Raw genomic sequence first — 26,888 nt, 5'->3', positions numbered from 1 at the left:
ATTCCGAAGAAATTTATCTAAAAATCAAGGGCGAAAATGGTAAAATCGCGCCAAATTTTAATAGTAGCTTTGATAGCACGGATTTTCGCGCGATAAAGCTCATCGATGATAGCTTTTACTGGCTAGGCATAGAGTGGAACGAGGGCGTGCAAAATACGCTAAAAGAGACGATAAAAGAGTTTATGAGTGGTGATATTTCGCGCAAGGATATAGCAAGAAGCTTAGCTGAAAAACTCCAAGACGCAGTTGGCGCAAAGACAAGCCTAAGTTATTTTGAGGGAGTGGCGGATAATATCATCAATCAAAACCGAAATTTGAATATGGTGCTAAATGCCGATAGCGAAGTGAAATTTTTTAAAGTTGTGGCTAGAATGGATAGTAAAACAAGTGCGATTTGTCGCTCTATGCACGGACGGCTGATACCAGCTAAACACCTGCAAAAACAGGCTAAAAATTTGCTTGGTGCGAAATCTATGGACGAAAAGAAAAACGCTGCGGTGTGGATGAGTGGTGAGTATCTAGGCAAAAGCGATAAAATGCCAGCTGATTTTGGGCTTCCGCCGTATCACTTCCACTGTCGCACGATCGTCGTGCCAGTATATCTCAAAGAGGGCGAAAATGGCGAGAGATACACTGGCACAAAAAGCAATGATGAAGCGTTAAGACATATCGATAAAATGGGTGTGGAGAGAGTGCTTAGTAAAGAAACGCTAAATATTCACCTAAAAAAACACCCTGAAAGCACACCACAAAATTTAATAAAAGCACTTAATTCTATTGTAGCAATAGCACCACACAAAGATTTTGGCGACAGATATGTCGCAATGAGCCAAAATGGGTATTTTATAGTATTTAAAAATAACGAAATTTGGACTGCATACAAACCGACAGATACACTAAAAAAACATTTTGAGAAAAATATTATCAAAGAAAGAAAGGAAATAATAAAATGGGCGATATTAGAATTTTAAATTTAGATATAGGCAAAAATAAAGGCGAATTTGTAGATTTTGAGATAAAAGATGAAAAACTATATAATGCAGAGAGTGGCTATCATTTAAATTTTTTTGCAAAATCTCGCATAAATGACAATAAAATTACTTATCTTTTTGATATTTCGCCATATACTTATTTTGATGAGGCTATAAAAGAGCCTAAATTTAGTGAAATTTGCGAATTTATCATAACTATAAATGGAGAAAAAACAGATAAATTTCAAGGCTCGTTTATAGACGCTTTAAAATATATTCAAAAGGCTTTTAAAAATGAATAATATAAAAGCTTTTAATCTAGCAGCAGCCGATATATTCGCGTTATTATATGGCAAATTTCCGCTTAAAATCGCACTTTTTAAAGCGCAAGATTTTTTAAGCGAAAACCCCCGTGAATATGATTTAAAAATTTTGCTTGCGACGATTGAATTTTTAGAAAAAGAAGGTTTTATCACATGGCGCACGGCGAAGTGCGAGCAAGGGCTTTTTGCAGATTTGACTTTGAGCCTAAAAGGATTGAGTTTATTAAATAAAACCCCCGCAGAATTAAAACAAAAACAAAGCGCAGGCGAAGTTATTTTTAATGCCGTGAAAAACGGCTCTTTTTTTATCGCAAGTGAAGCAGTCAAAAATATAATCGCAAAGATTTTTTAAAAGTCCCAGCGCAAGGCTGGGTTAATAGCCGTAGCTATTAGGATGAGATTTATTATACCAAAAATTCCTTTTCATACTCGCTTATGCTTTTATCTTTAAACCAAAATTTATTATAAACCGCTTCGCCCTTAGTTTCAAGCTCCGCAAGTTTGCGCTCGTATTCTTTGATTTGTGCCCAAATTTGCGGATATTTTTCAAATAAAAATATCCGAGCCGTTAAAAAAAGCGATACAAAAAGCAAAAAAAGAGATATTGAAAAGCTCTAAGCGCTAAAAAAGCCAAAAAGCTCTTTTGTGGCGCTTTTTATATTTGTTCGCGTTTTAAAATATAATGTGGTATAATTAGGGCATAAAGGGTAAAGCTTGGGGCGACTGTTAAACCCCATAAGCGAAGGCATATCGCTGCGGAACCTCATTAAACTTTTGGTAAATGTCCAGCCAAAAGCGGCTTTAAAGCTCATGCAGAGCGCCCTTTTTTAATTCTTTTCTTGCTTATTTTTTTTAAATTTGTTATAATTACAATGTAACTTTAAGAACTGCCGATGAGGCAAATTGCGAAGTGTAAGCAAATACACGGGAACGGCTTAAAGTAAGCGGAACGCCATTTTGGAACTCACCCGCTACGGTTCTGAATGCCTTTGCAAAGCAGAAGTTACTTTATATTTTTGCCTTTTGTTACACTTTGAATATAAATCTCATTTATATTTGTTTGTTTTAATATGATTTTATAGCCTTCGTTTAAATGTCTGCAAATCACTACAATATGCTTTTCTTTGCCGCTTTGTTTTATTTTTTTTATATTTTTATTTAATAGTTTTTTTAAGAAAAAATAGTCCCAAGCGGTGATATTTGTGTGTTTTCTGTGTGTTAAAATTGTTTGGTGTGATAGATAGATTTCGTCTAAATTTTCGTTATTAAAAGCAGCTTTTATACTGCTTGGCGCATTAGTAAGCTTGATCCGTCCGCTAAGTTTGTTACTATTTTTTAACGGCTCTTTGAAAAAATTTTTAATCGCACTAAAAATTCCTAAATTCTCCACTCTCTCTTTAAGTGTAGATAAAAAGTCTTTTTTGGCAAATTCGATAAATTCATCACTTGCCCCGCGATCAGAGAGTTTTTGAATTTTATCATTATAAATCGCCATTATGTCGCTTTTGTTTTCGCCGACATGATAAGCCCAGTCAGGCTCTGCGATATTTAAAAGCCGTTTGGCGGATAGTTGATATCCCAAAATTTATCATCTACGGGCAGAAGTCTATTTTTCGAAATTTTGACTAAATTTCTATCTATTTTGTAAATTTAGACTTAAATTTCACATTTAAATTATGAAAAATTTAACATTTCATTACCAAATAGAGTTAAAATTTCCCCAATCGCTTTGGCGAAATTTTTAATGGAGGCTAAAATGCTAAGATACGCCATAATCTTCCTAATCATCGCAATCGTGGCTGGAATTTTCGGCTTTGGCGGGATCGCTGGCACAAGCGCAGGAATTGCGAAAATCCTGTTTTTTGTCTTTATTGTGCTTTTTGCGATTTCATTTGTTTTAAAATTCATCAAACGCTAGCTTACGAAGCCTTTGCGCTTCGTAAATTTGGCGTGTAACTTAAAATTTATCCTTACTTCGCTACAATCACGCATTAAATTTCAAAGGCAGGTTATGCAAAGTCTAGCGCTAAAATTTCGTCCCAAAAGCTTAAATGAAATTCTAGGTCAGAAAAAAATCGTGGAGCTTTTTAAAAAATTTATCGCCTCTGGCAAAATTCCGCACAGTATATTTTTCGGCGCGGCAGGGTGTGGCAAAACCACTATGGCGCGCGTGCTCGCAAGCGAGCTGAACTACGATTTTTACGAGCTTGACGCCACGAGCCTAAAAGTCGAAGATATCCGCAAAATCCTATCTGCGCACTCTGGTGTGCTAGCCAAACCGCTAATTTTCATCGACGAAATCCACCGCCTAAGCAAAACCCAGCAAGAGGTCCTCTTAATCCCAATGGAAAATTATGAAGCGATAATAATCGGCGCGACCACGGAAAATCCGCAGTTTGTCATAAGCTCTGGGATTCGCTCTCGCTCAATGATTTTCGAGTTTGAGCCTTTGGGAGCGCAGGAAATGAGTGAGCTTTTTGAGCGGGTGCAGGGCGAGCTGGGCTTCGCGTGCGATGATGATGCCAGAGAGTATCTCATACACACTAGCGCAGGGGACGGGCGAAGTCTTTTAAATTTGCTCGAATTTGCGATTTTGGCTGATAGTAAAATCTCTCTCGATACTCTAAAAACACTGCGCGCGAGTGCCGTAGCACAGGGGGTAAGCTCGGACGATACGCACTATGAGCTAGCAAGCGCGATGATAAAAAGCCTGCGTGGAAGCGACGCGGACGCTGCCCTATACTATGTGGCGCGTCTAATCGAGGCTGGCGAGAGTGCGGATTTCATCGCTAGGCGCATGGTGATTTTAGCTAGTGAAGATATCGGCAACGCCAATCCAAATGCCCTAAATATGGCGGTTAATACACTTTTGGCAGTCAGCAAAATCGGCTACCCAGAAGCTCGCATAATACTGGGACAATGCGCGGTATATTTGGCACACTCGCCCAAATCAAACTCCGCTTACAACGCCATAAACGAGGCTTTGAAATTCGTGCGAGAGGGGGAAATTTTGCCTACGCCAAGGCATTTGATAAATTCGGACAAAGAGATTGCAAACTACCTTTATCCGCATGATTTCGGTGGCTGGGTGGAGCAAGAATACACTAGTGGGCGAGTGAAATTTTACCACAGCAAACAAATCGGATTTGAAAAAACGCTAGATGAGTGGCTTAAAAAGATAAAGGGTGAAATTTGAATTTTACGCAAAATTTAGCGTAGAATTTTACAAATTTATCATTGCAAAAGCGATATTTTGGCTTTTATATATTTTTTTATCTTTAATCTTTGCTATTTTCTTGCTATAATCTTTGTAAAACCGCAGAAAATGGGAGTTGAAATGTTTTTGGTCATTTTGTTTTCTATCATCTTATTTTTTTGATAAAAAAATATGGCTCTTTGGTTTTTGCGCTGTTTTTAGCCATTTTTGGTGGCGAGTATGATACAGACTTTTAATCATACTATGCGTTAAGCTCTCGCTCTCGCGAGTTGTTTTTAAATTCTTTATTTTGGTAAAATTTCACTTTTTTGATACAATATAAGCGTAATAAGTGGCAGATATACCATGTGGTCGTGTTGCGCCGTTTAAATAGTGCCATCGCGAGTTCAACTCTCGTCACCATTTATTACCTTTGAAATTTTTATTAAAGCTTTATGTTGAATTAAGACTGCGATTGCCACCCAAAAGTAGCCACTTTGGGTAAGTTCAGCCCTTTTGTTAGGGTCGCGGGTATAAGTCTTTACCGCAAACATAAATGCCAAGAGCTTGGCTAGCTCTTTTAAAATCTAAGAGTTGATGGCGGTAACATAGTAGTCCGGGCAATCCCTTTAAAAGCAGGATAAGATTGCGTATTGTAGGTGCGAGTCCTACCGCTCTTAGATTTAAATTTTATATAATCTAAATAAGCAAAGCAAAGGCGTAGCCAAAGCAGAGCAAATTCATCATACAAAGGCAAATTTATGGAAAATGTCGCGCTAGGACTTTTATATGTGTTTATCATAATCGGCTTAATTTCATGGGTGGGAAAAAGGTTTTTTGATTTGCCGACTGGCTGGTCGATTTTAGGCTTTTTGGCTCTTTTGGGCGGTTGTAGCGAGTAAAAACTTGTTTTAGCCTTTCGATGAGTTCTTTGAAATAAGCGCAAATTATCCAAAAATAAAATTCAAGCTTAATGTTTCGTGGAATTTGAAATTTTAAAATTTTGTAGATTAATGCCCTGCAATGGTAAATTTGCGCCACTGCAAGGCATAAAAGGCAAATTTACGCCATCGCTTCGGCGCGGGCTAGAAGTTCTTTTGCCCCTTTGGCGATAAATTTATCGGCAAAATCTGCGCCGATTTCTTGCGCTTTTGTGGCATTTACGCCATCTCGTGCTACGATTAGTTTATCCTCGATAAACTCGCTTCCATCAGGTAGCCCCACGACCGCGCGCACGATCACGCTATCATCTGAGATTTGCGCATTTACGCCGATTGGCACTTGGCAACCGCCCTCCAAACGCTCCACAAATGCGCGTTCTAAACTCGTGGCAATGACGCTATTTTCGTCGTTTATAAACTCTAAAATTTCAAGCAACTCTTTTTTGTCGGCACACTCAATCCCAAGTGCGCCTTGACCCATTGCAGGCACCATTTCATCGAGCTCGAAGGTATAAACATACGCCACTTCGGCTCTTAAATTTAGCCTATTTATCCCAGCCATTGCCAAAATTATCGCGTCAAATTCGCCGTCTTTTAGCTTTTTGAGGCGTGTTTGGACATTTCCGCGAAGCGAAATAATCTCTAAATCAGGGCGCATTTTTAGAAGTTGCATTTTGCGGCGAAGGCTTGTGGTGCCGATTTTAGCGCCATTTGGCAGGTCGCTAAATTTAGCGTATTTTTCGCTAATCATCGCGTCCCTTTCGTCCTCCCTAGCACCGATTGCAGCCAAAACTAGACCCTCAGGAAACACAACTGGCACATCTTTTAGGCTATGCACGGCTAGGTGGGCTTCGCCTCGGAGCATACACTCTTCGAGTTCTTTGGTAAATAGCCCCTTGCCACCGATTTTTGCAAGCGGTGTATCTAAAATTTTATCGCCCTTGGTTTTCATGCTTTTTAGCTCGACCTTAACTCCGTGTTTTTGCTCGATTAGCGATTTTATGTGTTCGCTTTGCCACAAAGCTAGCACGCTTCCGCGGGTGGCTATGATTAAATTTTGCATTTATTCTCCTTTTTTCTCTTCGATAATTTCAGCGTCGATTATATCGTCGTTTGCGTGGTTTTTGGGTCTGTAATGGGTGCTGTTTTGCGCGCTATAATCGCTGCTGTTTCGATAAAATGTGTCGTTTTTGGAAGCGGGGTTTTTCAGGTATAAAATCACCGCCGCTACAAGCAAGCAAACGCCCAAAATATCGCTAAGTATGAGTGGCACACATAGCGCAAAACCAGCCGCGACAAAGCCAAATTCACTCAAAATATATTTTGGCGTGATACGGGCGAAATTTGCCAAATTTACTATTGGGCGTTTTGTCATCAAAAATAGCCCCAAAATCGTGCTGGCAAGGACTTCGATGACAAAAATCACAAATCCGTTTGCATGCAAAAAATGGTATGTGATTATCATTTCTAGCACCAAATACGGAAGTATCAAAAACCTAAACATTTCTATCCTTGCTGAAATTTAAAGCGCCAATTTTATCAAAAGCTTTCTAAATTTTCTATTTTTTGCATTAGCGCTTCGCACGATTTAGCGATATCGTCATAACAGCTCTCAAAATCGCGCGTGTAGTATGGATCTGCGATGATTTTTTGCGATTTTGGCGCGTTTTGGCCTACCGCAAATTCGAGCAAGAATTTTACTTTTGGCGAATTTAGCCCAAAAATTCGGGCTAATGAGCGCATATTTTCTTCGTCCATACACAAAATCAAATCAAATTTTTCAAGATCAGCTTTTGTGATTTGCGTGGCAACATGAGTCATAAGAGGCACAGCCTTTTCGCGTAATACTCGCTTGGTTTCGTAGTAGGGCGCAGAGCCGATTTCATCGGTGTGAGTGGCTTTGGAATCACAATGAATTTTATCTTGCAAACCGCGAATTTTTACTAAATTTTCCATGACGGCCTGCGCCATTGGAGAGCGACAAATATTTCCGTGACAAACGAATAAAATTCTCATTTCTGCCCTTTATTGCGTGATTATGTCGTAGTGATTAGGGATATTTGGCGCGAAAATTTTTTCGTCTATTTTCTCGTTTTTGCGCACGCTTTGCAGATTTATCACGACCTTGTTATCGAGTTTGTCGGTGTATGAGATCTGGCTAGGGGCGTCGTTTTGGGTAGTGATGAAGTATTTCACGCCGTCAAGCTCGGCTTCGTAAGCGCCTGATTTGTTTTGTTTCGCGCCAGATAAAATCGCCACTAAATTCGGCGTTTCTTTGATATTTGTGATGATAGCTTGCTCCAAATCAGGCTCGATGACCGTAACCTTTGTGAAGCTAAAAAATATATTTTTTTTCGTAGGGCTTATGTAGTGCCACACAGCATGCTCTTTGGTCGCGCTAAAATCGCCTGTGTAGTTGATTTTGGCGTCTTCGCTTTGGACGCTTTGGGTGAAATTTGCGCTTAGAGTGTCGAATTCGAGCGGATTTGCGAGCGAAAACGAAGCGCAAAGTGCCAATGCAAAAACAGATTTTTTCATATCTCAAACCTCTTTAAATTTAAAATTTTGCGTTATTATAGCTGTTTTTATTAAGTTTAATTAAATAAAAACTAAAAATATGGTAATATGTTCGGTTAAAATTTTAAAATGAAGGTTTGAAATGTTTAAAAGAGTAGTTAGAGGGATTTTTGGCACGAAAAACAATCGTGTAGTCAAACAATACGCAAAACGCGCAAAAGAGATAAACGCGCTAGAAAAAAAATACGAAGCACTCGATGACGAGGCGTTAAAGGCTGAATTTAACGCACTTAAAGAGCAAATTCAAAAGGGCGAAACGACAACTGATAAAATTTTGTATGATGTTTTTGCTATCGTCAGAGAGGCCTCAAAAAGGGTGCTAAATATGCGCCATTTCGATGTCCAGCTAATCGGCGGTATGGTTTTAAACGACGGCGCGATAGCTGAGATGAAAACAGGCGAGGGAAAGACGCTGGTTGCAACTCTTCCTGTGGTTTTAAACGCTATGAGTGGCAAGGGCGTGCATGTCGTGACGGTCAATGACTACCTAGCCAAACGCGACGCCGAGCAAATGGGCGTTTTGTATAATTTCTTAGGACTTAGCGTTGGTGTAGTAGTCGGCGGCGAGTATAACGATACTAAGCGCAAAGAGGCTTACGCTTGCGACATAACTTACGGCACAAACAACGAATTTGGCTTTGATTATTTGCGTGATAATATGAAATTTAGCAGCGAAGATAAAGTGCAAAGAGGTCATCATTTCGTAATCGTCGATGAAGTCGATAGTATTTTAATCGACGAGGCTAGAACTCCACTAATCATCTCAGGCCCTACAAACCGCACACTTGATGGCTATGTCAAAGCAAATGAAGTAGCCAAACAAATGGTGCAAGGCCAGGCGCCAGATGATCCAAAAGGAAAACCGACTGGCGATTTTATCCTAGATGAAAAAAACAAAAGCGTGCTAATTACCGAAGCAGGTATCGCAAAGGCTGAAAAACTCTTTGGCGTAGATAACCTATATAAGCTTGAAAACGCCGTTTTAAGCCACTATTTAGACCAAGCATTAAAAGCAAATTATATATTTAAAAAAGATGTCAATTATGTCGTGCGTGACGGACAGATTATCATCGTAGATGAATTTACAGGCAGACTAAGCGAGGGGCGTCGTTTTAGCGAGGGCTTGCACCAAGCACTAGAAGCCAAAGAGGGCGTGCAAATCCAAGAAGAGAGCCAAACCCTAGCTGATATTACATTTCAAAACTATTTTAGAATGTATGAAAAACTAGCAGGCATGACCGGCACAGCCCAGACCGAGGCGACTGAGTTTTCTCAAATTTATAAATTAGAGGTCGTTTCAATCCCTACAAATATCCCAGTGCAAAGACTAGATCAAAATGATTTGATTTACAAAACAGAGCGCGAGAAATTTAACGCCGTAATCGAGGAAGTAAAAAGGCTAAACAAAAAAGGTCAGCCAGTCTTAGTCGGCACCGCGTCGATCGAAAAATCAGAGCTTTTGCACGAACTTTTGGTTAAAGAAAAAATCGCTCACTCTGTGCTAAATGCTAAAAACCACGAAAAAGAGGCACAAATCATCGCCGAAGCCGGTGCAAAAGGTGCTGTAACAATCGCTACAAATATGGCAGGTCGTGGTGTAGATATCCGCATAAATGATGAAGTCAGGGAGCTTGGGGGGCTTTATATCCTAGGCACAGAACGCCACGAAAGCCGCCGTATCGACAACCAGCTCCGTGGTCGCTCAGGTCGTCAGGGAGATCCGGGCGAGAGTAGATTTTATCTAAGTTTAGAGGATAATTTGCTTCGAATTTTTGGTAGCGATAAGATTAAAAATATAATGGAGCGTTTGGGTTTGCAAGATGGCGAACATATCGAGTCGAAAATGGTCTCTCGTGCCGTAGAAAATGCGCAAAAAAAGGTCGAGAGCCTGCATTTCGAGGCCAGAAAACATATCCTAGAATACGACGATGTCGCAAACGAGCAGAGAAAGACGATTTATAAATACCGAAACGAGCTTTTGGATAAAGAATTTGACCTAAAAGACAAAATTTTGCAAAACCGCGAAGAGTATATCGCAAGCGTGCTAGATGATTTGGAGATTTTCGACGGAGATGAGAAGGAAAAATTCGATTATGAGGCGATAATAAACCGCATTTTAAACGATACTGGCGAAACGCTAAATGAGGCGAATTTGAAAAATGCTAATGATTATGGCGAGCTAAAAAGCGTGATTGTAGAGCAACTTCAAAACTCTTACGAGGAAAAAATGAGCCAAATCGATCAGGCTCAGCGCAAAGAGATCGAAAAAATGCTTTATCTACAAATCGTAGATCGCGATTGGCGTGAGCATTTATACCAAATGGATACCCTAAAAACGGGCATTGGACTAAGGGGATACAATCACAAAGACCCGCTAACCGAGTATAAAAAAGAAAGCTACAATCTCTTTATGGAGCTTGTTTTGCGCCTAAAAAGCGATAGTATCCGCACCTTGCAACTAATTCGCTTCAAAACCCAAGAAGAAATCGACGCCGAAAGAGAGGCTATGCAAGAGCAAATGCGTAGCGAAGCGCAGGACGAAATAAACGAAGCTAACACAAATGAAGATGAAATTTCAAATTCAAGCGAAAATTCAAAATCGAGTGAAAATCAAAGCACAGAAAATAGCGAATTTTCGCTAGGCGCGAAAAAACCTAAACGAAATGACCCATGTCCATGCGGAAGCGGTAAAAAATACAAAGACTGCCACGGTAAAGGTGGCCCTAAAAAAGGCGGTTTTGCAAGGTAACTTGCAAACGCCTAATTTCAAAATTCACAGGGCAGACTTTGATAAAATATCTACTTTTTAAATATTTGCGTTTCGACAAATCCCAGCCATTTATCACGCTTTCTGCGATTTTGGCGTTTTTGGGCGTGAGTATCGGACTAATGGTGCTAATCATCGCAATGGCGATAATGAACGGTTTCGATAAAGAATTTCAACGCAAACTCTTTACGATGAACTATCCTATCACGATACACAGCCAATTTCGTGGCGGTATCACAAACGATGATGTCGAAATTTTAAAGGGTGATTTCCCAAATTTAAAATTTAGCCCATATATCAGCTCGCAAGTCATCGCCAAAAACGGCGATAGATTAGAGGGTGGAATAATCTTTGGCGTAAATTTGGCTGATGAAATTCAAATAAACTCAGTCGTTGCACAGGGGGCGAAAGACGCGAATTTGAGCGAATTTGGCATTATGGTCGGTAAGGGCATAAAGGACGAATTTATGCTAGATATGGGCGATAAAATCACAATGATTTTTACCAAAAACGACCCAGGCGGATTTGCGCTGATTCCTAAAATGAAGCGATTTGAGGTGCGCGCTAGCTTTGATTCTGGTTTGATTGCTTATGACAAGGCATATTCTTACGCGAGCGTGGGCGATTTGGCGAAAATTTTGGGCTATGACGAGGGGCGATATGACGGGGTGCATGTTTTCTCAGACGATCCATTTAAGGATTTAGAAATCATAAAAGAAAATCTCCCGCCGAGCGCGCGCGCTGTTGGCTGGTGGCAACAAAACGGCAACTTTTTCTCAGCCCTTGCGCTTGAAAAACGGGCGCTTTTTTTGGTGCTTTTGCTAATAATCTTAGTGGCTAGCTTAAATATCGTTAGTTCGCTTTTGATGACCGTGATGAATCGTCGCCAAGAAATCGCGCTTTTGCTTAGCCTTGGAGCGAGCAAAAAAGAGGTGAAAAAGACATTTTTCTCGCTTGGGGCGACGATTGGCGGAAGTGGAATAATCTTTGGTCTTATTTTGGGACTTTTTGGGGTTTGGTTGCTTGGAAACTTCGATATCATCGACCTGCCAGCCGATGTTTATGGAAGCAGCAAACTGCCTATGGAGCTATCATTTGGCGATTTGATTTCTACCGTGGTAGGAGCTGTGATAATAGTAGCGCTCTCATCGTGGTATCCAGCCAAAAAGGCCACCGAAGTCGATGTTTTGCAAACTTTGCGTAATGAATAATTTAAATTTAATAAAGGAGAATTTATGAAAAAGTTAATTTTATGCGCCCTAGTGGCTGGGTTTTTTATCGGTTGTGCTGGCACGAAAGAGCCGGGCGTGAGCGAGAGCACGCCAATCGAGCAGAAAAAAATCGAGCCAAATTTCAATCAAAATAGCGCTGGTTGCACCACAGGCTGCATGGACGCTGTAATCAAAGCCCAAGAAGCAAACAAAAATATAAAAAGATAAATTTCAATGGTAGTTTTTTAACTACCATTTCCACTTAAAATTCCCAAATTTAGCCCAAAAATAAATCTGATTTTTATTAAATTTAAGGTAAAATTGAAGCTTAAATTTTTATTTAAAGGTTTTTTATGACTTTAATCGACGGAAAAGCGATAAGCGCAAAGGTCAAAGAAGAGGTAAAAATCGCAGCCGCAGGGCTTAGTGCGAAGGGCGTAACTCCGGGGCTTGCGGTGATTTTGGTGGGCGAGGACAAGGCTAGTGCTACTTATGTGGCTAGCAAAGAAAAGGCGTGCGTAGCGTGCGGGATAAATTCTTACCCATATCATCTAAGCGCGCAAACTACCGAAACTGCGCTATTAGAGCTAATTGATGAGCTTAATGCTGATGAAAATGTCGATGGCATACTTGTCCAACTTCCACTTCCAAAACACATTGATACAAATAAAATTTTAGAAAAAATCGATCCTAGCAAAGATGTCGATGGATTTCACGCTGTAAATGTCGGCAGGTTAGTTAGCGGATTAGAGACTTTTGTGCCATGCACGCCACTTGGCATTATGCGACTTTTGGCTGAATACGGCATAGAAACAAACGGCGCAAACGCTGTGGTAATTGGCAGAAGCAATATAGTCGGCAAACCTATGGCAAATTTGCTTTTAAACGCGAATTCTACCGTTACTATCACACACTCTCGCACCAAAAATTTAGCCGAAATTTGCTCGCAGGCTGATATCTTAGTCGCAGCGATTGGAAAGCCAAATTTCGTAACCCCTGACATGGTAAAAGATGGCGCAGTGGTCATTGATGTAGGCATAAACCGCCTAGAAAACGGCAAATTAACTGGCGATGTGGATTTCGACGCAGTCGCGCCTAAATGCTCGTTTATCACGCCAGTTCCTGGTGGTGTGGGTCCTATGACAATCGCAATGCTACTTCAAAACACAATCACATCGGCGCGCAACCGCCTAAAAAGAAGCAAATAAATGAAATTTTTAGGTTCGCTTTATCGCTTTTCATCTAGCTGGGTTGGCACGATTTGCATTGTGCTTTTTATTATACTTTTTGTGGCGCAAGCTTTTGTGATTCCAAGCGGATCGATGAGAGTTACGCTTTTGGAGGGCGATTTTTTGTTTGTGAAAAAATTTAGCTACGGAATCCCAACTCCTCATATCCCATTTATCGAGGTTCCAGTAGCCCCTGATAGCGACGGAGACGGACATTTAATCCAAGGCAAACGCCCACAGCGTGGGGATATCGTGGTATTTCGCTATCCAAAAGATGAGAAAATTCACTATGTCAAGCGAAATTTCGCCGTTGGTGGAGATGAAGTGATTTTTGATTTAGATAATTTCTACCTCAGACCAAACGAAGGCGATGAATTTATAGAGCAAAACTACGATAAAAGCGATATTGTCATCTTAAACGGACAAAAATATGTAAAAGAGCCGTATAAATTCAAAGGCATAAACTACAATCCGCATTTTAGAAACGCCATGCGGGCAAGTATGCTTGGAAATTTAGAGCGCAAAAGCCTAGCAATGCGCCCTATAATGGTGGCTGAGAGCGAGAAGGTCTATGAATACGGCAGTGTGAAATTTAACGCATTTTATATCAAAGTTCCGCAAGATGAGTTTTTTATGATTGGCGATAACCGCAACAACTCAGGTGATAGCAGGTATTGGGGCACCGTGCCGTATCGCCTAATCGTAGGTAAGCCGTGGTTTACTTATTTTAGTATCGACCCGGATAAAAAAATCCGCTGGGAGAGAATAGGGCGCTTCATCGACACGCTTCAAAGCGACGAGAGCTTGATTTATGAACAAAAATAAAGGGAAAATATGCAGGTAAAAAAGGTTTTTATTGCGGGCGATCACGCTTCGCCGTCTGTGAAGGAAGAGGTCAAAAAAATAATCGCAAATTTGGGCTATGAGTTCGAAGATTTGGGCACAAATGACGAAAATATCAGCGTGGATTATCCTGATTTCGCGAAAATTTTGGCTGATAAAATTTTGATTGAAAGCAAAAATTTAGCTAGCGCAAATGGCGAGCAAAACAGCGAAGATAGCACAAAATTTGGAATTTATGGAATTTTAATTTGTGGCACAGGCATTGGAATTTCGATTGCGGCAAATCGCCACGCACATATTCGTTGCGCGCTTTGCCACGATAGCTTAACTGCTAGGCTTTGCAGGGAGCATAATAACGCAAATGTGCTTGCATTTGGCGCAAGAGTGCTAGGAATCGCCGAGATTGAGGATATGATAAAGACATTTTTTAGCACAAATTTTAGCGGCGGCAGACACGAAAGACGCGTGAATAAGCTAGGCGTGATTGCCTGCGATATGAGCGCAAAATAGGGCGAGATATGATAGTAGTTTTTGAAATTTTAAGCTTTGTTTTGGCTGTATTGTTGGTGCTTTCGATCCGTAAAAATATGAAAATTTACGATAAATTGGCAAAATGCGAAGACGAAATTTCAAAACTAAAAGAAAATCAAGAAAAGCTAAAATCTGCGTTGGAGCTCAGCATACAGGCCTTGCAAAGCGACGAAGCAGAAAAGTTAAATTTAAGATTGCAAAATGCAAAATTATTAAAGGATAGAGGATGAAAACTTTAAGCAATGATGATAAAGCTTATCTTTTTAAATCATTAAGGACTATCGAGGATTTCCCTAAACCTGGGATTTTGTTTTACGATGTAACGACGCTTTTGGGCGATAAAAAGGCATTTAGCTTTTTGCTAGATCATCTCGTAGATCGCTACAAGGATTACGAGCTTGATTATATCGTAGGGATTGAGAGCAGGGGATTTATCTTTGGTGCGGCACTTGCGGCTAGGCTAAATTTGGCTTTCGTGCCGATTCGCAAACCAAAAAAACTTCCATATATCACCATTTCGCAAAAATACTCTCTCGAATACGGCTTCGATCAGGTCGAAATGCATGTCGATGCCTTTGACGCAGTCGCAAACGCGCAAAACCGCAAAGCCAGAGTGCTTTTAATCGACGATTTAATCGCTACTGGTGGTACTGCCAAAGCCGCGCTTGATTTGATCGCACAAACAAATGCTGATTGCGTGGAAGCGTGCTTTTTGCTAAATTTGCGCGCATTAAACGATCTGGGCGAATTTGAAGCAAGAACGAAAGTTTATTGTGTTTTAGAGGCTTAGTTTGGAAGAAACGCTCAAAGAAATTCTAACCCAGTATCATCAATACGCTTATATTGTGCTTTTTGCGTGGTGCGCATTAGAGGGCGAAATCGCGCTAGTTTTGGGCGGGATTTTGGCGCACGAGGGGCATATAAATTTACCGCTTGGTATTTTTGTCGCGGCGTGTGGGGCGTTTGCTGGCGATCAATTTTATTTTTATATCGGCAGGTATAATAAAAACTACATTAGCAAAAAATTAGCCACCCAACGCCGCAAATTTGCTATCGCGCACCTGCTTTTACAGCGTTGGGGCTGGATTTTGATATTTATCCAGCGATATATGTATGGGCTTCGTATGATAATTCCGATGAGTATCGGCATTACCCGTTATAGTGCCAAAAAATTTGCATTTATAAATTTTATAAGCGCGGTTGCGTGGGCGAGTATGACGATGATACCTGCGTGGTATTTCGGCAAGCAAATTTGGCAAGCGATAAATTTGATCGAGCAATACTGGTATTTTGCGATACCGCTGATTGCTGGAATTGTCTTTGGGTTTTATAAAATTTTTGCAAGATTAGAAAATCATTTTATAAATTTAAGAAAGGATAGAGATGAAAGTAACATTATTGAATCAAAATTTTGACGCGATAAATGCGGATTTTGAGGTGATTTTTATCGTCGGTGGCGACACAGCTCACCGCTTTGTCAAAGACGGCGATAAATTTGATTTTTTTGATTACAAAGGCGAGGGAAATTTGCTTTTAAGCGAGCAAAAAAGGCTATATGTAGGCATAAAAGCCCTAGAATACGACCGCGTGAGAGTGGGTGTGGCACAGGCATACAACACGCTAAAAAATCTTAAAATTTCAAATTTTAAAATCGCATTTTATGATTGTGGTTGCACGAAAAAAAGCGCAATGGCTATGGCTGAGGGCGCAGTGCTGGGCGCGTATGAGTTTAACAAATACAAAAGCGAAAAAAAATCCTACACTCTAAATGAAATTTTTATCGCTAGCGACACATACACAGGCTCTACGCTAGAAGCAAATAAAGCTGGTCGTGGCGTGAAATTTGGCACTATTATGGCGGACGCGGCGAATTTCGCCAAAAACGGCGTCAATGAAATCCCTGAAATTTACACTCCGCACAAAATGGCGGACGAGGCTGAAATTTTGGCTTCAAACTACGATGATGTCAGCGTAGCTGTGTATGATGAGAGATTTTTGGAAGAAGAGAAAATGAACGCGTTTTTGGCTGTTAATCGCGCCTCGGCTCATCGCCCGCGCCTAATCCACCTTACCTACAAACCTGAAAAATGCCTTCAAAAGGTTGTTTTCGTGGGCAAGGGTTTGACTTATGATAGTGGCGGACTTAGCCTAAAACCGAGCGATTATATGCTGACAATGAAAGCCGACAAAAGTGGCGCGCTTGCAGCTATGGCGATTATCAAGGGCGCTGCCGAACTTGATTTGCCTTTTGAAATACACGCTATTATCGGCGCTACCGAAAACATGATAGGTGGCAACGCCTACAAACCAGACGATGTGCTAATTTCTCGCTCTGGCGTGAGTATCGAGGTGCGAAATACAGACGCAGAGGGTAGGTTGGTGCTGGCTGATTGTCTAAGCTACGCTCAGGATTTAAACCCTGATTTGCTAATCGATATGGCGACGCTTACAGGGGCTTGCGTAGTGGGACTTGGCGAATACACAAGCGGAATTTTAGGAAATAACGAAGAGTTAAAGCTAAAATTTAAAAATTTAACCAAAGCTAGTGGCGAGCTTTTCACGATTTTAGAATTTAATGATTATTTGCGAGAACTTATCAAATCAAATATCGCAGATGTCTCAAATACAGCGTCTAGCAGATACGGTGGCACGACCACGGCGGGACTTTTCCTTGATAAATTTATCAAACCTGAATTCAAAGACAAATGGCTCCACCTCGATATCGCAGGCCCAGCCTATGTCGAAAAAGCGTGGGGATATAACCAATTCGGCGCGACAGGTGCGGCAGTTAGAGCAAATCTATACTACCTAATGGCTCTGCAAAAAGAGCTAGAAAAGAGGGGTTAATGGGGCTTTCTGTTGGAATCGTAGGTTTGCCAAATGTGGGCAAATCTACCACTTTTAATGCTTTGACAAAGGCGCAAAATGCCCAGGCACAAAACTATCCATTTTGCACAATCGAGCCAAACAAGGCTATCGTGCCAGTGCCTGATACTAGGCTTGATGAGCTAGCCAAAATCGTAAATCCAGAGCGTATCATGCACTCGACAATCGAATTTGTCGATATCGCTGGACTTGTAAAGGGTGCTAGCAAGGGCGAGGGTTTGGGAAATAAATTTCTCTCAAATATCCGTGAAGCTGAGATTATTTTGCATATAGTGCGTTGCTTCGAAGACGGCAATATCACGCATGTCGAGGGCAGTATCGATCCGATCCGCGATATCGAAATCATCGAAACCGAGCTTGTTTTAGCTGATATCGAGCAGCTAGGCAGAAAAATCGAGCGGCTAAACAAAGAGGCCAAAGCAAACGCCAAAGGCGCCAAAGAGGCCTTGGCACTCGCAAATGAGCTTTTAGAGCATTTAAATTTAGGCAAACCTGCTTCAAATTTCGCAGACAAAGACAGCGAAGTGTTTGCGAGCCTAAACAAAGAGTTGCGCCTGCTTTCTGCAAAAGAGGTGATTTATGGCGCAAATGTCGATGAGGACGGCATAGCGCAGGATAATGAGTATGTAAAAGCTGTAAAAGAGTATGCAAATGCGCGAAATGCCGAAGTTATCAAACTTTGCGCTAAAATCGAAGAGGAGTTAATCGGTCTAGGTGATGATGAGGCGCACGAAATGCTTCAAAGCCTAGGCGCAGAAGAAAGCGGACTAGATAATATCATTAGAAGATCTTTTGCGAAGCTAAATTTGATAAGCTATTTTACCGCTGGGGTTATGGAAGTTAGAGCTTGGACGATAACCAAAGGCTGGAAAGCGCCAAAGGCAGCTAGCGTGATACATAATGATTTCGAGCGTGGCTTTATCCGTGCAGAGGTGATTAGCTACGATGATTTCGTGGCGCATGGAGGCGAAAGTAGGGCAAAAGAGGCAGGAAAAATGCGTCTAGAAGGCAAGGATTATGTCGTAAATGATGGCGATGTAATGCATTTTAGGTTTAATGTGTAATTTAATTTTTTTTTGAAATATGCAAATTTTGATTTTTTTTCTTAAAATTTAAGTTTTTTTACATTAAAATTGCTTGAAATTTTTGAAGTGAAATTTGCAAATTTATCTAAAATTTATGGTAAATGGGCGCGCGTTATCTTTCTATTTACTTTTTTTAGGTATTTTTTGATTTTATTTTTAAGGAGTTAAAATGAAAAAGTTTTTAGGTCTTTTGGCATTAGCAGGCGCAGTGACTTTTTCTGGTGCTAACACACTAGAACAAATCAAAGCGAGCAATACGCTAAGAATTGGTGTAGGTGAGCACGATGCTCCAATGAGTTCTATTTCAAAAAGTGGCAAATTTCAAGGTTTTGAAATTGAGTTAGCAAAAGAACTAGCAAAAGCCATTTTAGGTGATGGCGGTAAGGTAGAATTTGTCGCTGTTAAAGATGCTGAGCGTATGGATGCTGTAACTCAAAACAGAGTTGATTTGCTAATCCACAATTATTCAAGAACACCTGAGCGCGAGAAATCAATGGACTTTTCTATGCCTTATCTTTCAACAATGGATGCTGTTGTTACTAAAAAAGATTTGGGTGTCCAAAGACTAAGCGATTTAAGAGGTAGAAGAGTTCTAGTTGTCCCAGGCACATCAGCTGAAACTGCTCTTAATAAAGAACCACAAATCCAACAAGTTCCTTGCTCTACATCAAAAGAGTGCTTGGATAAACTAAGAGCTGGCGAAGCTGACGGCTATGCTAGAAAAATTACTGCAATCGCTACTATTCCATTTGTTGATGATAGATTTGAGCTTGCTATCAAACGCATAGGAGCTATCGCTTTCAACTGCGTAGGTACTCAAAAAGGCAACCGCGATTTAATGGAAATCGTAGATAGCAAAATCCTATCTCTATCACAAGAAGGCTTCTTTGCTGATATGTATGAGCAAACTTTCGAGCTATTCTATCGTGGTGAGCTAGAAGAGAAAATGTTCGTTCTAGACGATATTTATGAAGCATTACTATAATTAGTGCTTTTTGATACTATACTTGGGCGCCTTTTTTAAGGCGCCTTTTTTTATGGCTGAAAATTTTATTTGTCTAATCTGCCATTGCGAGGAAACTAAGTTTTTGAGGCAATTCGGTAAAATTCTTTAATCTCTAATTTGTCATTGCGAGAAACGGCGCAAGCCGTTTCGTGGCAATCTACGAGCCAAATTACCAAACGCTATAATCCGTGTCATTGCGAGGAGCAAGGCGACGAAGCAATCCAGTAAAATTTAGAGAGAATTTGAATTAATCAAAATTTATCTGAATTTCCCTGGATTGCTTCGCTTTCTACGAAAGCTCGCAATGACAAATCAGGGCAAATTTGCCGATTTTAAAATTTAATCTCGCTACTCGTCTGTGTATCGGCGAAATTTTCCGCTCTGCTTTTGGCTCGTTCGGTTATATCTTCTTCGTAATCATACCACGAAAATGTCGCTCCGTGCTGAACCGAGCCATCGAGCAAATCCCCGCCTTGGCGGTTTTTCAGATCAATTCCTGCGACCTTAAATCCATCTAGCGTTTGCGCGAATTCTTTTAGCCTTTCTGGCGCTTGCTTTAATTTCGTGTAGAGATAGCACCAGCCTTCGCCACCGTTTCGCCCCACGCGACCGCGCAATTGGTGAAGCGAGGCTAGCCCCATGCGCTCGGCTCCGACGATTAAAATTATGCTAAGTCTTGGTAACGAAATGCCCACTTCCACGACGGTCGTGGTGATTAGCAGTGAGCCATTATCACGGAATTTCAGCAAAATTTCCTCTTTTTCCTTGTCGCGCCCATGCGTAACATACACGCCAGTGAATTTCGCCTGCCAAAACGGCGCGGCTTCCTCGACGCTTTGGTAAATCAGCTTTTCGGATTGTTCGACGAGCGGATAGACGATGATCGCTTGATTTCCTTTGTCGATTTCGCGCTTTAAATGGCTCATAAAGCCCTCAAATCCGTCATTTTGCAAGATTAGCGTGTGGATATGTTTTTCGTAAGGCATCTGCTTTAAAAAGCTAAAATTCACAAGCTCGGATTGGATTAGCGAGAGTGTGCGCGGGATCGGTGTGGCGCTAAATTGCACGAAGTGCGCGCGATACTCGCCACACTGGGTGAGGGCGTTGATTTTTTCGCGCTGATTTGAGCCGAAGCGGTGCTGTTCATCGACCATGATGAGATTTGAGGGCGTCAAATCATGATAGAGCAGGGCGTGCGTGCCGATGACTAGGTGCGCGCCCTCTAAATTTAGCGATTTCTCGCCGCCTTTGACCTCCAAAATATTCATAAACTCTGGCAAAAGTCGCACCGCTTCTGCGTAAATTTGATCGGCTAAAATCGAGGTTGGCACCATTAAATAGCTGGTGCGTGGGTAGTTTAGCAAGGCTGCGCCAAGGATTATTAGCGTCTTGCCCGAACCCACATCGCCCATTACCACTCTGCGCCTTGCAAGTGGGCTAGATAGGTCGGCTCTGATATCATCAAGTGCCTTTATTTGGTCGTTTGTGGGAGCGAAAGGCAGGGTGCTAAGCCACGAGGAAATGTCGTTTAAAGGGTAAATTTGCGCCTTAAAATCCATTTTTTTTGCTTTTAATTTTCTTAAATAATTATAAATTTCAATGAATTTTAAAATTTCAAGCCCATTTTCGTTTTCTTCTAAATTTTGCACCAAACGCACGCTGTTTTGGTCGTTTTGGTGAATTTGCATTAAAAATTCAGCCTCATTTTCGCTAAGCCCCTCATCAAGCAAGGCCTGCTTGGAAATGTAGTTTGAAATAAGCTTTTGCGTCGCGGCGTCCGTGAGGGCGTTTTTGTATTTGGGGATAATTTCGCCTACTTTGGTGACGATTTTGGGATTTACGAACTGCCACGCGCCGTAAGCGTTGTCGCTTTTGCCGTGGATAAACATCTGCTTGCCGATTTTAAAGACGCCGTGGTGCCAGCTTTTGGCGTTGAAGATGACGATTTTGATCTCGCACTCCCAGCTTAGGCAAAATGCGCTGATGATAAGCATACCATTGGCGCGACGGCTTGCTGTTTTGCACTCGATCAAAACCGTGTTTTCGCCGGTGTTTGGCTCATCTTTGACGCTTAAATCATCATAGCTTTTTGGAAGTGCCAAGGCTAAATCAAGCAGTGAAAAAACGCCGATTTTAGCGAGCGTTGCGCTATCTTTGGGGCTAAATTTCATAATTTAAAATTTGACTTTGCGACTTCTGAGCAAACCACGCAAAAGCTTAAATTTAAAATTTCAGCATGCGAGGCGATAAATTCATTTAGCGTTCGCAAATCTAGGTTTTTTGTGCGCTTTAAATTTCGCTCAAACTCGCCAAATTCGAAGCCTTGATAGTATTCGTTGGCACTGATATTTGCGCGCTTAAACATAGTCTCTTTTTGCAAAACCGCGCTTCCTAGGATAAATTTTTTCGCACTTTCTAGCTCGCTTTGCGTAACGCCGTTTTGGACGAAATTTGCGATTTCGGATTTGATTAGCTCGTAGGCTTTGGCTAAATTTTCGTTTTTGGTCTGCAAAAATCCCCAAAAATCGCGCTTAGACAGGTCGAAATTCGCTCTGGCATACACGGAGTATGCAAGTCCGTGTTTGACGCGGATGTTTTCCATGAGGCGTGAGCCAAATCCGCTCGAACCAAGGATAAAAAGCGCCACATTTGCGATATATTTTTCTGCGATTTCGGCGTAAAATGGCGCGCCAAAATAGATATAGGCTTGCTCGCTTTTTTGGGCGATGATTTGGGATTTGGGGGTAGAATTTGTCGCAAAAACTGGTAGTTCGCGCGCGTTTGTGGCGGCGAAATTCTCTAAAATTTTGGTTATATTTTTGCGCACAAGGCTAGCCTCATCGCTTGCGCCCTGCGCGTCGCCCACTACGAGGACATAGGCGTTTGCAAGATCAAGCGAGGCGAAAAATTCCTTGACATTTTCAAGGCTGATTTGCGCGATACTATCCTCGTCGCCGATTAGCGGGGAGGCTAGTTTGGTGCCCGAATAAAGGCAGTTTTGCAAGCCTTGGTTTGCGATATAGTCAAATTCGCTCTTTAAAATATCAATTTCGCCTAAAATTTGGGTTTTGATTTTATCTAAAATTTCATCTGTGAAATTTGGCTCTTTTAGCAAGTTATCCAGCATTTCTAGGGCAAATTCGAAGTGTTCTTTGAGCGAATTTACCTCGATTACGAAGGTCTCAAAACCTGCGTCGATATCGAAATTTATCGCATAGATATCGAGTTTTTCGTAAAATTTATTTACCCCTAGGCTCTTTGTGCCCTCATTTAGCATTTTTGCGGTGAGTTTGGCTAGGCCATTTATCTTTTCGCTCACTGCGCCACTGGCTTTGAAAACGAGCTTAAAACTCGCCACTGGCAGGGAATTTTCGATTTGTGTGAGAAAATCTACTTTGGTGTTTTTTGCTAAAATTTCGCTTTTTATCATTTATAAATCTCCAAAATATCATAGTTTGTGTTGCGTTTGGCTGGGATTTCGCCGATGTCTTTGATTAAGCTTATCATTTCGTTTGCGCTCATGCGAAAGGACGCACCAGCGGCTTTTACGACATTTTCTTCCATCATGGTCGATCCCAAATCATTTGCGCCAAATTTTAGTGCAAGTTGCCCTATGTAGCTGCCTTGCGTAACCCACGAGCTTTGGATATTTTTAAAATTATCCAAAAACAGCCTTGCTACGGCTAAAAGCCTTAAATAGCGATTTGAGCTTGTTTTTTTGATTTCTGGGTGTTCGGCGATGAGTTTTGTGTTTGCTGATTGAAAACTCCACGAGATAAAAGCTCTAAATCCGCCCGTAATATCTTGCAGATTTCGCAGTTTTTCCCAGTGCTCGATAATTTCTTCGTCAGTTTCGACCGTGCCAAACATCATCGTGGCTGTGGTTTTCATGCCTATTTCGTGGGCTGATTTATGGACATTTAGCCAAGTGTCTGCTCCGATTTTTTTGGGCGAGATTATATCTCTTACTCTATCGCTTAAAATCTCAGCCCCGGCTCCCGGAATTGAGTAAAGCCCCTTGGCTTGAAGCCTAGATAAAACTTCTTTGTGCGTTAAATTTGAAATCTTTGCGATATAATCAATTTCGATTGCAGAAAAGCCGTGAATTGTGATTTGCGGGTATTTTTGTGCTATATGAGCGACTAAATTTTCATACCAATCGATTTTTAGTTTCGGATGAACGCCACCTTGGAAAAGGATTTGCGTCCCGCCGATTGCGATTAGCTCATCGATTTTCGCATCAATCTCATCAAAACTCAAAATATAAGCATCTTTTTCATTGATTTTGCGACAAAACGCGCAAAATTTGCAATCCACAAAGCAGATATTTGTGTAGTTAATGTTGCGATCGACTACAAAAGTCGTGATTTTATCAGGGTGCAATTGCAGCTTTTTTTCATACGCCATAGCCCCAAGCTCGTGAAGCGGGGCGTTTTTTATCAAATTTAATGCCTGTGATTTAGTAATTCTACTCAAATTTAACCTTCTTTTTGATTTATTTTTCTAGTATGATTTGTCCGTCTTTGACGCCACGCACGCGCACTTTCGTGCCTTCTGCCATGCTTTTTACCTCATCGCTTTGCCATAGCGTGCCCTTGAAATAGACCATACCCTCTTTGACATAGCCCTCGCCACTCTCGTCTAAGAAATTATCTTTAATCTCTTCGGTTGGCTTGAAAAATTTCGATTTTAGTGGCTTTTTTAGGGCGAGCAAAAGTGCGAAAGATAGCACGAAAGAGGCTAGGATTTGCACCTCCCATGATAGCGGAAGCGCGAAGCTAAATAGCCCCACGATCAAAAATCCTGCGCCAAAAAACACAAAGGTGAAATCAAGCACCAAAAGCTCGATAATCACCAAAATAACGCCAATTATGATAAAAATAAGTGGGCTCATTGATTGTTTTCCGTGATTAAATTTTTATCCCCAGCCTTGCCTAAAAATTCGCTTAGCACAGAGAGCGAGCCGATGATTTCGCTGGTTTCATACGGTATGATGACCTTGTCCTTGCTTGCGCTTTTTGCTAGCTCGTTGAAGGCATTTACGCGACTTTGCGCGAGCAGGTATTCAGCGGCGAATTTCGACGCAGCCATAGCCATATTGATATTATCCATAGCGTGTTTTTGACCCACAGCTAGGGCGATTTGCTCGTATTTTTTCGCGTCCGCCATGCGCTCGATTGCCTCAGCTTCTAGCACTTTTTCTTGTTTTTGCGCTTCGGCTGTGCGAATTAGAGCAGCTTTTTCGGCTTCGGCTTTTAGCTCGATTGCCCGTTTTTCGCGCTCGGCTTTCATTTGCATATTCATAGCGTCCTCTATGCCTTTTGGGACTGAAATTTCTGAAATTTCGACACGCATGATTTTTACGCCCCAGTTATCGGCTGCATCGCCAAGGGCGACTTGGAGTTTTGAGTTTAGTTGATCGCGGCTTGATAGGGTCTGATCTAGGCTCATTTCGCCGATTGCTGAACGAAGTGTAGTCATAGCCAAATTTGATATTGCTTTGCGATAATCCTCGACATTATAAAGCGCCATTTTGCCATTTACGATTTTCAAAAATACGATTCCATCGACCATGATATTGACATTGTCTTTGGTGATGACTTGCTGTTTTGTGATATCTACTAGCTGTTCGCGAACGCTCATTTTAGCGCGCACGCTGTCAAAAAACGGCACAATTACATGAAATCCGCCGTCTAAAACCTTGTGAAATTTACCAAGTCGCTCGATAATCATAATCTCAGATTGTGATACAATTTTGACACCAAGCTTCAAAACTAGCGCGATTAGCGCACAAATCACCACAACGGTAGCTGCGAAACCTTCCATTTTTTCTCCTAAAATTTCTAAAATTTAAATTTGGCGATTATAGCAAGTTAATGTTTAATACTAAATTTAAGATTTTTGGTAGTTTTATTTAACAAATCCAAAACACATAATTAAGCCAAATTTGGCTAAAATGCAAGGTTTTTTGAAAGGCAAAAATGGTTAGATATTATATTTTACTTCGCAATTTTCGCAACTATCGCTTGCTATTTAGCGCGGGATTTATCTGCATGTTTGGCGTGTGGTTTTCGATAGTAGGTATCGCTACGCTACTGATCGAGCTGGGCGCGCCTGTGTGGGCGATCACCGCTGTGGGCGTGGTGTCGTTTATACCAAATATATTTTTAGCCCCGATTAATGGCATTATCGTGGATAAATTTCGCCCAAAGCCCCTAATGGTGAGTATGTTCGCCATAGAGATTGCAACGATTTTCATGCTGATTTTTATCAATGATTTGGCGTATTTGTGGCTACTTTTGGGTATCGTCGTGGTGCGAAGCGTGGCTGGGACGCTCTTTTATCAAACCGAGTCTTCGACCCTGCCGAAATTTCTACCAAAGCCGTATTTGAAGCTAGCAAACGAGCTAACTAGCATTAGTTGGACGATTACTTATACCCTTGGTATGGCGCTAGCTGGGGTGTTTATACACTATTTTGGGGTTAGAGCGGCGTTTATTTTGGATTTTTGTTTGTATGTTTTTTCGTTTTTTATCCTAATTCGCCTAAATTTTAAAGATATTGCAGGAAGTAGCACGCAAGGTGCGATAAAAATGCTAAAAGAGGGCTTTACTTACATACGCTCGCGCCCTTTGGTGGTGCATTTAATCGTAATTCACGCCTTTGTGGCGGTTACGACTTATGATAATCTCATCGCGCTACTAGCGAAATTTGAGTATAAAGAAATCCTAAGCGCGTCGCTGGTGATTGGACTAATGAATATGGCGCGCTCAGCCGCGGCGTTTTTTGGGCAAATGTGGCTAACGCGTATCGTAAATTTGAAACGGTATTTTTGGATTTTGCTAGGGCAGGGCGGTGGAATCATGCTCTGGGCGGCGTTGGAGTTTAATTACTGGCTTTCGTTTATCGGTATTGTAATGGCTGGATTTTTTATCACGACGGTGTGGTCGTATTCTTTCACGCAACTCCAAAGCCATGTCGATAGGGAGTTTTTCGGGCGGGTGATTGCGTATAATGATATGGCGTATTTCATCGTCGCAACTCTGACCTCAGCGGCTATCGGTGCGCTGTATTCGCTAGGGCTGGCGCTGTGGCAGATAACATTTCTAATGGGATTTATGTTTATAATCGCTGCGGTGTATTATAAATTTATCGTGTATGATAGGTATCTAAGCAAGGAGTGAGGTTTAGCGTAAAATTTGCCTAATTTATCATTGCGAGCCGTGCTTGCACGGCGAAGCAATCTACGAGTTTTAAATTCCTTACGCTAAATTTGCAAAAACACTGACCTTAAATTTTAAATTCGTAGATTGCCACGAATT

Annotated in this window: 30 protein-coding genes; 19 read left to right on the top strand and 11 right to left on the bottom strand. The window is 41.3% G+C overall.

The annotated features are described in order from the left end of the window. Positions 1 to 146 precede the first annotated feature (146 nt). From OFN98_RS02790 to OFN98_RS02780, 3 genes are read left to right on the top strand one after another with little or no spacing between them, the layout of a single operon-like run. A complete protein-coding gene (locus OFN98_RS02790; protein WP_270874657.1) occupies positions 147 to 971 on the top strand; it encodes a hypothetical protein in 825 nt (274 codons plus the stop codon). Then, positions 950 to 1,273, top strand: a complete 324-nt coding sequence (locus tag OFN98_RS02785; protein ID WP_270874658.1) for a hypothetical protein — start codon at positions 950 to 952, stop codon at positions 1,271 to 1,273. The genes OFN98_RS02790 and OFN98_RS02785 overlap by 22 nt, the downstream gene beginning before the upstream one ends. Beyond that, positions 1,266 to 1,646, top strand: a complete 381-nt coding sequence (locus tag OFN98_RS02780) for a hypothetical protein (protein ID WP_270874659.1) — start codon at positions 1,266 to 1,268, stop codon at positions 1,644 to 1,646. Before OFN98_RS02785 ends, OFN98_RS02780 begins: the two co-directional genes overlap by 8 nt. Before the next feature lie 52 nt (positions 1,647 to 1,698). Here OFN98_RS02780 and OFN98_RS02775 read toward each other — a convergent pair whose 3' ends face one another. Together OFN98_RS02775 and OFN98_RS02770 are read right to left on the bottom strand one after the other, a co-directional pair. Further along, entirely contained in the window at positions 1,699 to 1,887 is a 189-nt protein-coding gene (locus OFN98_RS02775) for a hypothetical protein (RefSeq protein WP_270874660.1), read from the bottom strand. A gap of 410 nt (positions 1,888 to 2,297) precedes the next feature. Next, positions 2,298 to 2,876: a hypothetical protein gene (locus tag OFN98_RS02770; protein ID WP_270874661.1), complete on the bottom strand. Its 579-nt coding sequence runs from the start codon at positions 2,874 to 2,876 to the stop codon at positions 2,298 to 2,300. Between the two features lie 174 nt (positions 2,877 to 3,050). On the opposite strand from OFN98_RS02770, the gene OFN98_RS02765 reads away from it, so the two are divergent. The 3 genes from OFN98_RS02765 (at position 3,051) to OFN98_RS02755 (ending at position 5,392) form a co-directional block, all read left to right on the top strand. Next, positions 3,051 to 3,212, top strand: coding sequence for a DUF1328 domain-containing protein (locus OFN98_RS02765; RefSeq protein ID WP_270874662.1), 162 nt, complete (start codon positions 3,051 to 3,053; stop codon positions 3,210 to 3,212). 93 nt (positions 3,213 to 3,305) lie between these two features. Further along, a complete protein-coding gene (locus OFN98_RS02760; RefSeq protein WP_270874663.1) occupies positions 3,306 to 4,490 on the top strand; it encodes a replication-associated recombination protein A in 1,185 nt (394 codons plus the stop codon). A 761-nt stretch (positions 4,491 to 5,251) separates the two neighbouring features. Continuing rightward, a complete protein-coding gene (locus OFN98_RS02755; protein WP_270858815.1) occupies positions 5,252 to 5,392 on the top strand; it encodes a hypothetical protein in 141 nt (46 codons plus the stop codon). A 160-nt stretch (positions 5,393 to 5,552) separates the two neighbouring features. Here the strand turns inward: OFN98_RS02755 and hemC are convergent, their stop codons facing one another. From hemC to lolA, 4 genes are read right to left on the bottom strand one after another with little or no spacing between them, the layout of a single operon-like run. Then, positions 5,553 to 6,494: a hydroxymethylbilane synthase gene (gene hemC / locus OFN98_RS02750; protein WP_270874664.1), complete on the bottom strand. Its 942-nt coding sequence runs from the start codon at positions 6,492 to 6,494 to the stop codon at positions 5,553 to 5,555. Then, entirely contained in the window at positions 6,495 to 6,935 is a 441-nt protein-coding gene (locus OFN98_RS02745; protein ID WP_270874665.1) for an FxsA family protein, read from the bottom strand. A gap of 35 nt (positions 6,936 to 6,970) precedes the next feature. Beyond that, positions 6,971 to 7,447, bottom strand: coding sequence for a low molecular weight protein-tyrosine-phosphatase (locus OFN98_RS02740; RefSeq protein WP_270874666.1), 477 nt, complete (start codon positions 7,445 to 7,447; stop codon positions 6,971 to 6,973). A gap of 9 nt (positions 7,448 to 7,456) precedes the next feature. Beyond that, positions 7,457 to 7,969 carry a LolA-like outer membrane lipoprotein chaperone gene (gene lolA, locus OFN98_RS02735; RefSeq protein WP_270874667.1) on the bottom strand — a complete coding sequence of 171 codons (513 nt, stop codon included), beginning with the start codon at positions 7,967 to 7,969 and terminating at the stop codon, positions 7,457 to 7,459. Positions 7,970 to 8,090: 121 nt separating this feature from the next. Between lolA and secA the strand changes: the two genes are divergently transcribed. The 12 genes from secA to OFN98_RS02675 all read left to right on the top strand — a co-directional run bounded on the left by secA (position 8,091) and on the right by OFN98_RS02675 (position 19,545). Further along, the gene (secA, locus tag OFN98_RS02730) at positions 8,091 to 10,757 is read left to right on the top strand and encodes a preprotein translocase subunit SecA (protein WP_270874668.1); all 2,667 of its coding nucleotides are present in this window, start codon (positions 8,091 to 8,093) and stop codon (positions 10,755 to 10,757) included. A gap of 38 nt (positions 10,758 to 10,795) precedes the next feature. Beyond that, complete coding sequence (locus OFN98_RS02725) at positions 10,796 to 11,986, top strand: ABC transporter permease (protein ID WP_270874669.1); 1,191 nt, start codon at positions 10,796 to 10,798, stop codon at positions 11,984 to 11,986. A 24-nt stretch (positions 11,987 to 12,010) separates the two neighbouring features. After that, complete coding sequence (locus OFN98_RS02720; protein ID WP_270864991.1) at positions 12,011 to 12,214, top strand: hypothetical protein; 204 nt, start codon at positions 12,011 to 12,013, stop codon at positions 12,212 to 12,214. 125 nt (positions 12,215 to 12,339) lie between these two features. Then, positions 12,340 to 13,194: a bifunctional methylenetetrahydrofolate dehydrogenase/methenyltetrahydrofolate cyclohydrolase FolD gene (gene folD / locus OFN98_RS02715; RefSeq protein WP_270874670.1), complete on the top strand. Its 855-nt coding sequence runs from the start codon at positions 12,340 to 12,342 to the stop codon at positions 13,192 to 13,194. Next, complete coding sequence (gene lepB / locus OFN98_RS02710; RefSeq protein ID WP_270858825.1) at positions 13,195 to 14,040, top strand: signal peptidase I; 846 nt, start codon at positions 13,195 to 13,197, stop codon at positions 14,038 to 14,040. A 9-nt stretch (positions 14,041 to 14,049) separates the two neighbouring features. Next, positions 14,050 to 14,568 carry an RpiB/LacA/LacB family sugar-phosphate isomerase gene (locus tag OFN98_RS02705; RefSeq protein ID WP_270874671.1) on the top strand — a complete coding sequence of 173 codons (519 nt, stop codon included), beginning with the start codon at positions 14,050 to 14,052 and terminating at the stop codon, positions 14,566 to 14,568. An 8-nt stretch (positions 14,569 to 14,576) separates the two neighbouring features. Next, on the top strand, positions 14,577 to 14,819 hold the full coding sequence (locus OFN98_RS02700; protein WP_270858827.1) for a hypothetical protein: 243 nt from the start codon (positions 14,577 to 14,579) through the stop codon (positions 14,817 to 14,819). Continuing rightward, a complete protein-coding gene (apt, locus tag OFN98_RS02695; protein ID WP_270864995.1) occupies positions 14,816 to 15,379 on the top strand; it encodes an adenine phosphoribosyltransferase in 564 nt (187 codons plus the stop codon). The genes OFN98_RS02700 and apt overlap by 4 nt, the downstream gene beginning before the upstream one ends. Before the next feature lies 1 nt (position 15,380). Next, positions 15,381 to 16,004 carry a DedA family protein gene (locus tag OFN98_RS02690; protein ID WP_270867955.1) on the top strand — a complete coding sequence of 208 codons (624 nt, stop codon included), beginning with the start codon at positions 15,381 to 15,383 and terminating at the stop codon, positions 16,002 to 16,004. Then, complete coding sequence (locus OFN98_RS02685) at positions 15,973 to 17,436, top strand: leucyl aminopeptidase (protein WP_270874672.1); 1,464 nt, start codon at positions 15,973 to 15,975, stop codon at positions 17,434 to 17,436. The genes OFN98_RS02690 and OFN98_RS02685 overlap by 32 nt, the downstream gene beginning before the upstream one ends. Next, a complete protein-coding gene (gene ychF, locus OFN98_RS02680) occupies positions 17,436 to 18,539 on the top strand; it encodes a redox-regulated ATPase YchF (RefSeq protein WP_270858831.1) in 1,104 nt (367 codons plus the stop codon). The genes OFN98_RS02685 and ychF overlap by 1 nt, the downstream gene beginning before the upstream one ends. A gap of 190 nt (positions 18,540 to 18,729) precedes the next feature. Beyond that, positions 18,730 to 19,545, top strand: coding sequence for a transporter substrate-binding domain-containing protein (locus OFN98_RS02675; RefSeq protein ID WP_270874673.1), 816 nt, complete (start codon positions 18,730 to 18,732; stop codon positions 19,543 to 19,545). A 353-nt stretch (positions 19,546 to 19,898) separates the two neighbouring features. Here the strand turns inward: OFN98_RS02675 and recG are convergent, their stop codons facing one another. The 5 genes from recG to OFN98_RS02650 are packed head-to-tail and all read right to left on the bottom strand — an operon-like array spanning position 19,899 to position 25,392. Next, entirely contained in the window at positions 19,899 to 21,737 is a 1,839-nt protein-coding gene (recG, locus tag OFN98_RS02670) for an ATP-dependent DNA helicase RecG (RefSeq protein ID WP_270874674.1), read from the bottom strand. Continuing rightward, entirely contained in the window at positions 21,734 to 22,996 is a 1,263-nt protein-coding gene (locus tag OFN98_RS02665) for a M16 family metallopeptidase (protein WP_270874675.1), read from the bottom strand. The genes recG and OFN98_RS02665 overlap by 4 nt, the downstream gene beginning before the upstream one ends. Then, positions 22,993 to 24,042 (bottom strand): dehypoxanthine futalosine cyclase, encoded by a 1,050-nt coding sequence (locus OFN98_RS02660; RefSeq protein ID WP_270858835.1) that lies wholly within the window; start codon positions 24,040 to 24,042, stop codon positions 22,993 to 22,995. The genes OFN98_RS02665 and OFN98_RS02660 overlap by 4 nt, the downstream gene beginning before the upstream one ends. A gap of 19 nt (positions 24,043 to 24,061) precedes the next feature. Then, positions 24,062 to 24,460: an NfeD family protein gene (locus OFN98_RS02655; RefSeq protein WP_270870705.1), complete on the bottom strand. Its 399-nt coding sequence runs from the start codon at positions 24,458 to 24,460 to the stop codon at positions 24,062 to 24,064. Continuing rightward, positions 24,457 to 25,392 carry an SPFH domain-containing protein gene (locus OFN98_RS02650; protein WP_270858837.1) on the bottom strand — a complete coding sequence of 312 codons (936 nt, stop codon included), beginning with the start codon at positions 25,390 to 25,392 and terminating at the stop codon, positions 24,457 to 24,459. The genes OFN98_RS02655 and OFN98_RS02650 overlap by 4 nt, the downstream gene beginning before the upstream one ends. 155 nt (positions 25,393 to 25,547) lie before the next feature. Here OFN98_RS02650 and OFN98_RS02645 point away from each other — a divergent pair, with 155 nt between their 5' ends. Next, positions 25,548 to 26,750, top strand: coding sequence for an MFS transporter (locus OFN98_RS02645; protein ID WP_270869474.1), 1,203 nt, complete (start codon positions 25,548 to 25,550; stop codon positions 26,748 to 26,750). The last annotated feature ends 138 nt before the right edge of the window (positions 26,751 to 26,888 follow it).

Source organism: Campylobacter sp. JMF_15 NE4, from assembly GCF_027737645.1.
Classification (GTDB): Bacteria; Campylobacterota; Campylobacteria; order Campylobacterales; family Campylobacteraceae; genus Campylobacter_B.
The sequence above is the reverse complement of the archived record's forward strand: the minus strand, read 5'-3'. Positions and strand labels throughout refer to the sequence as shown.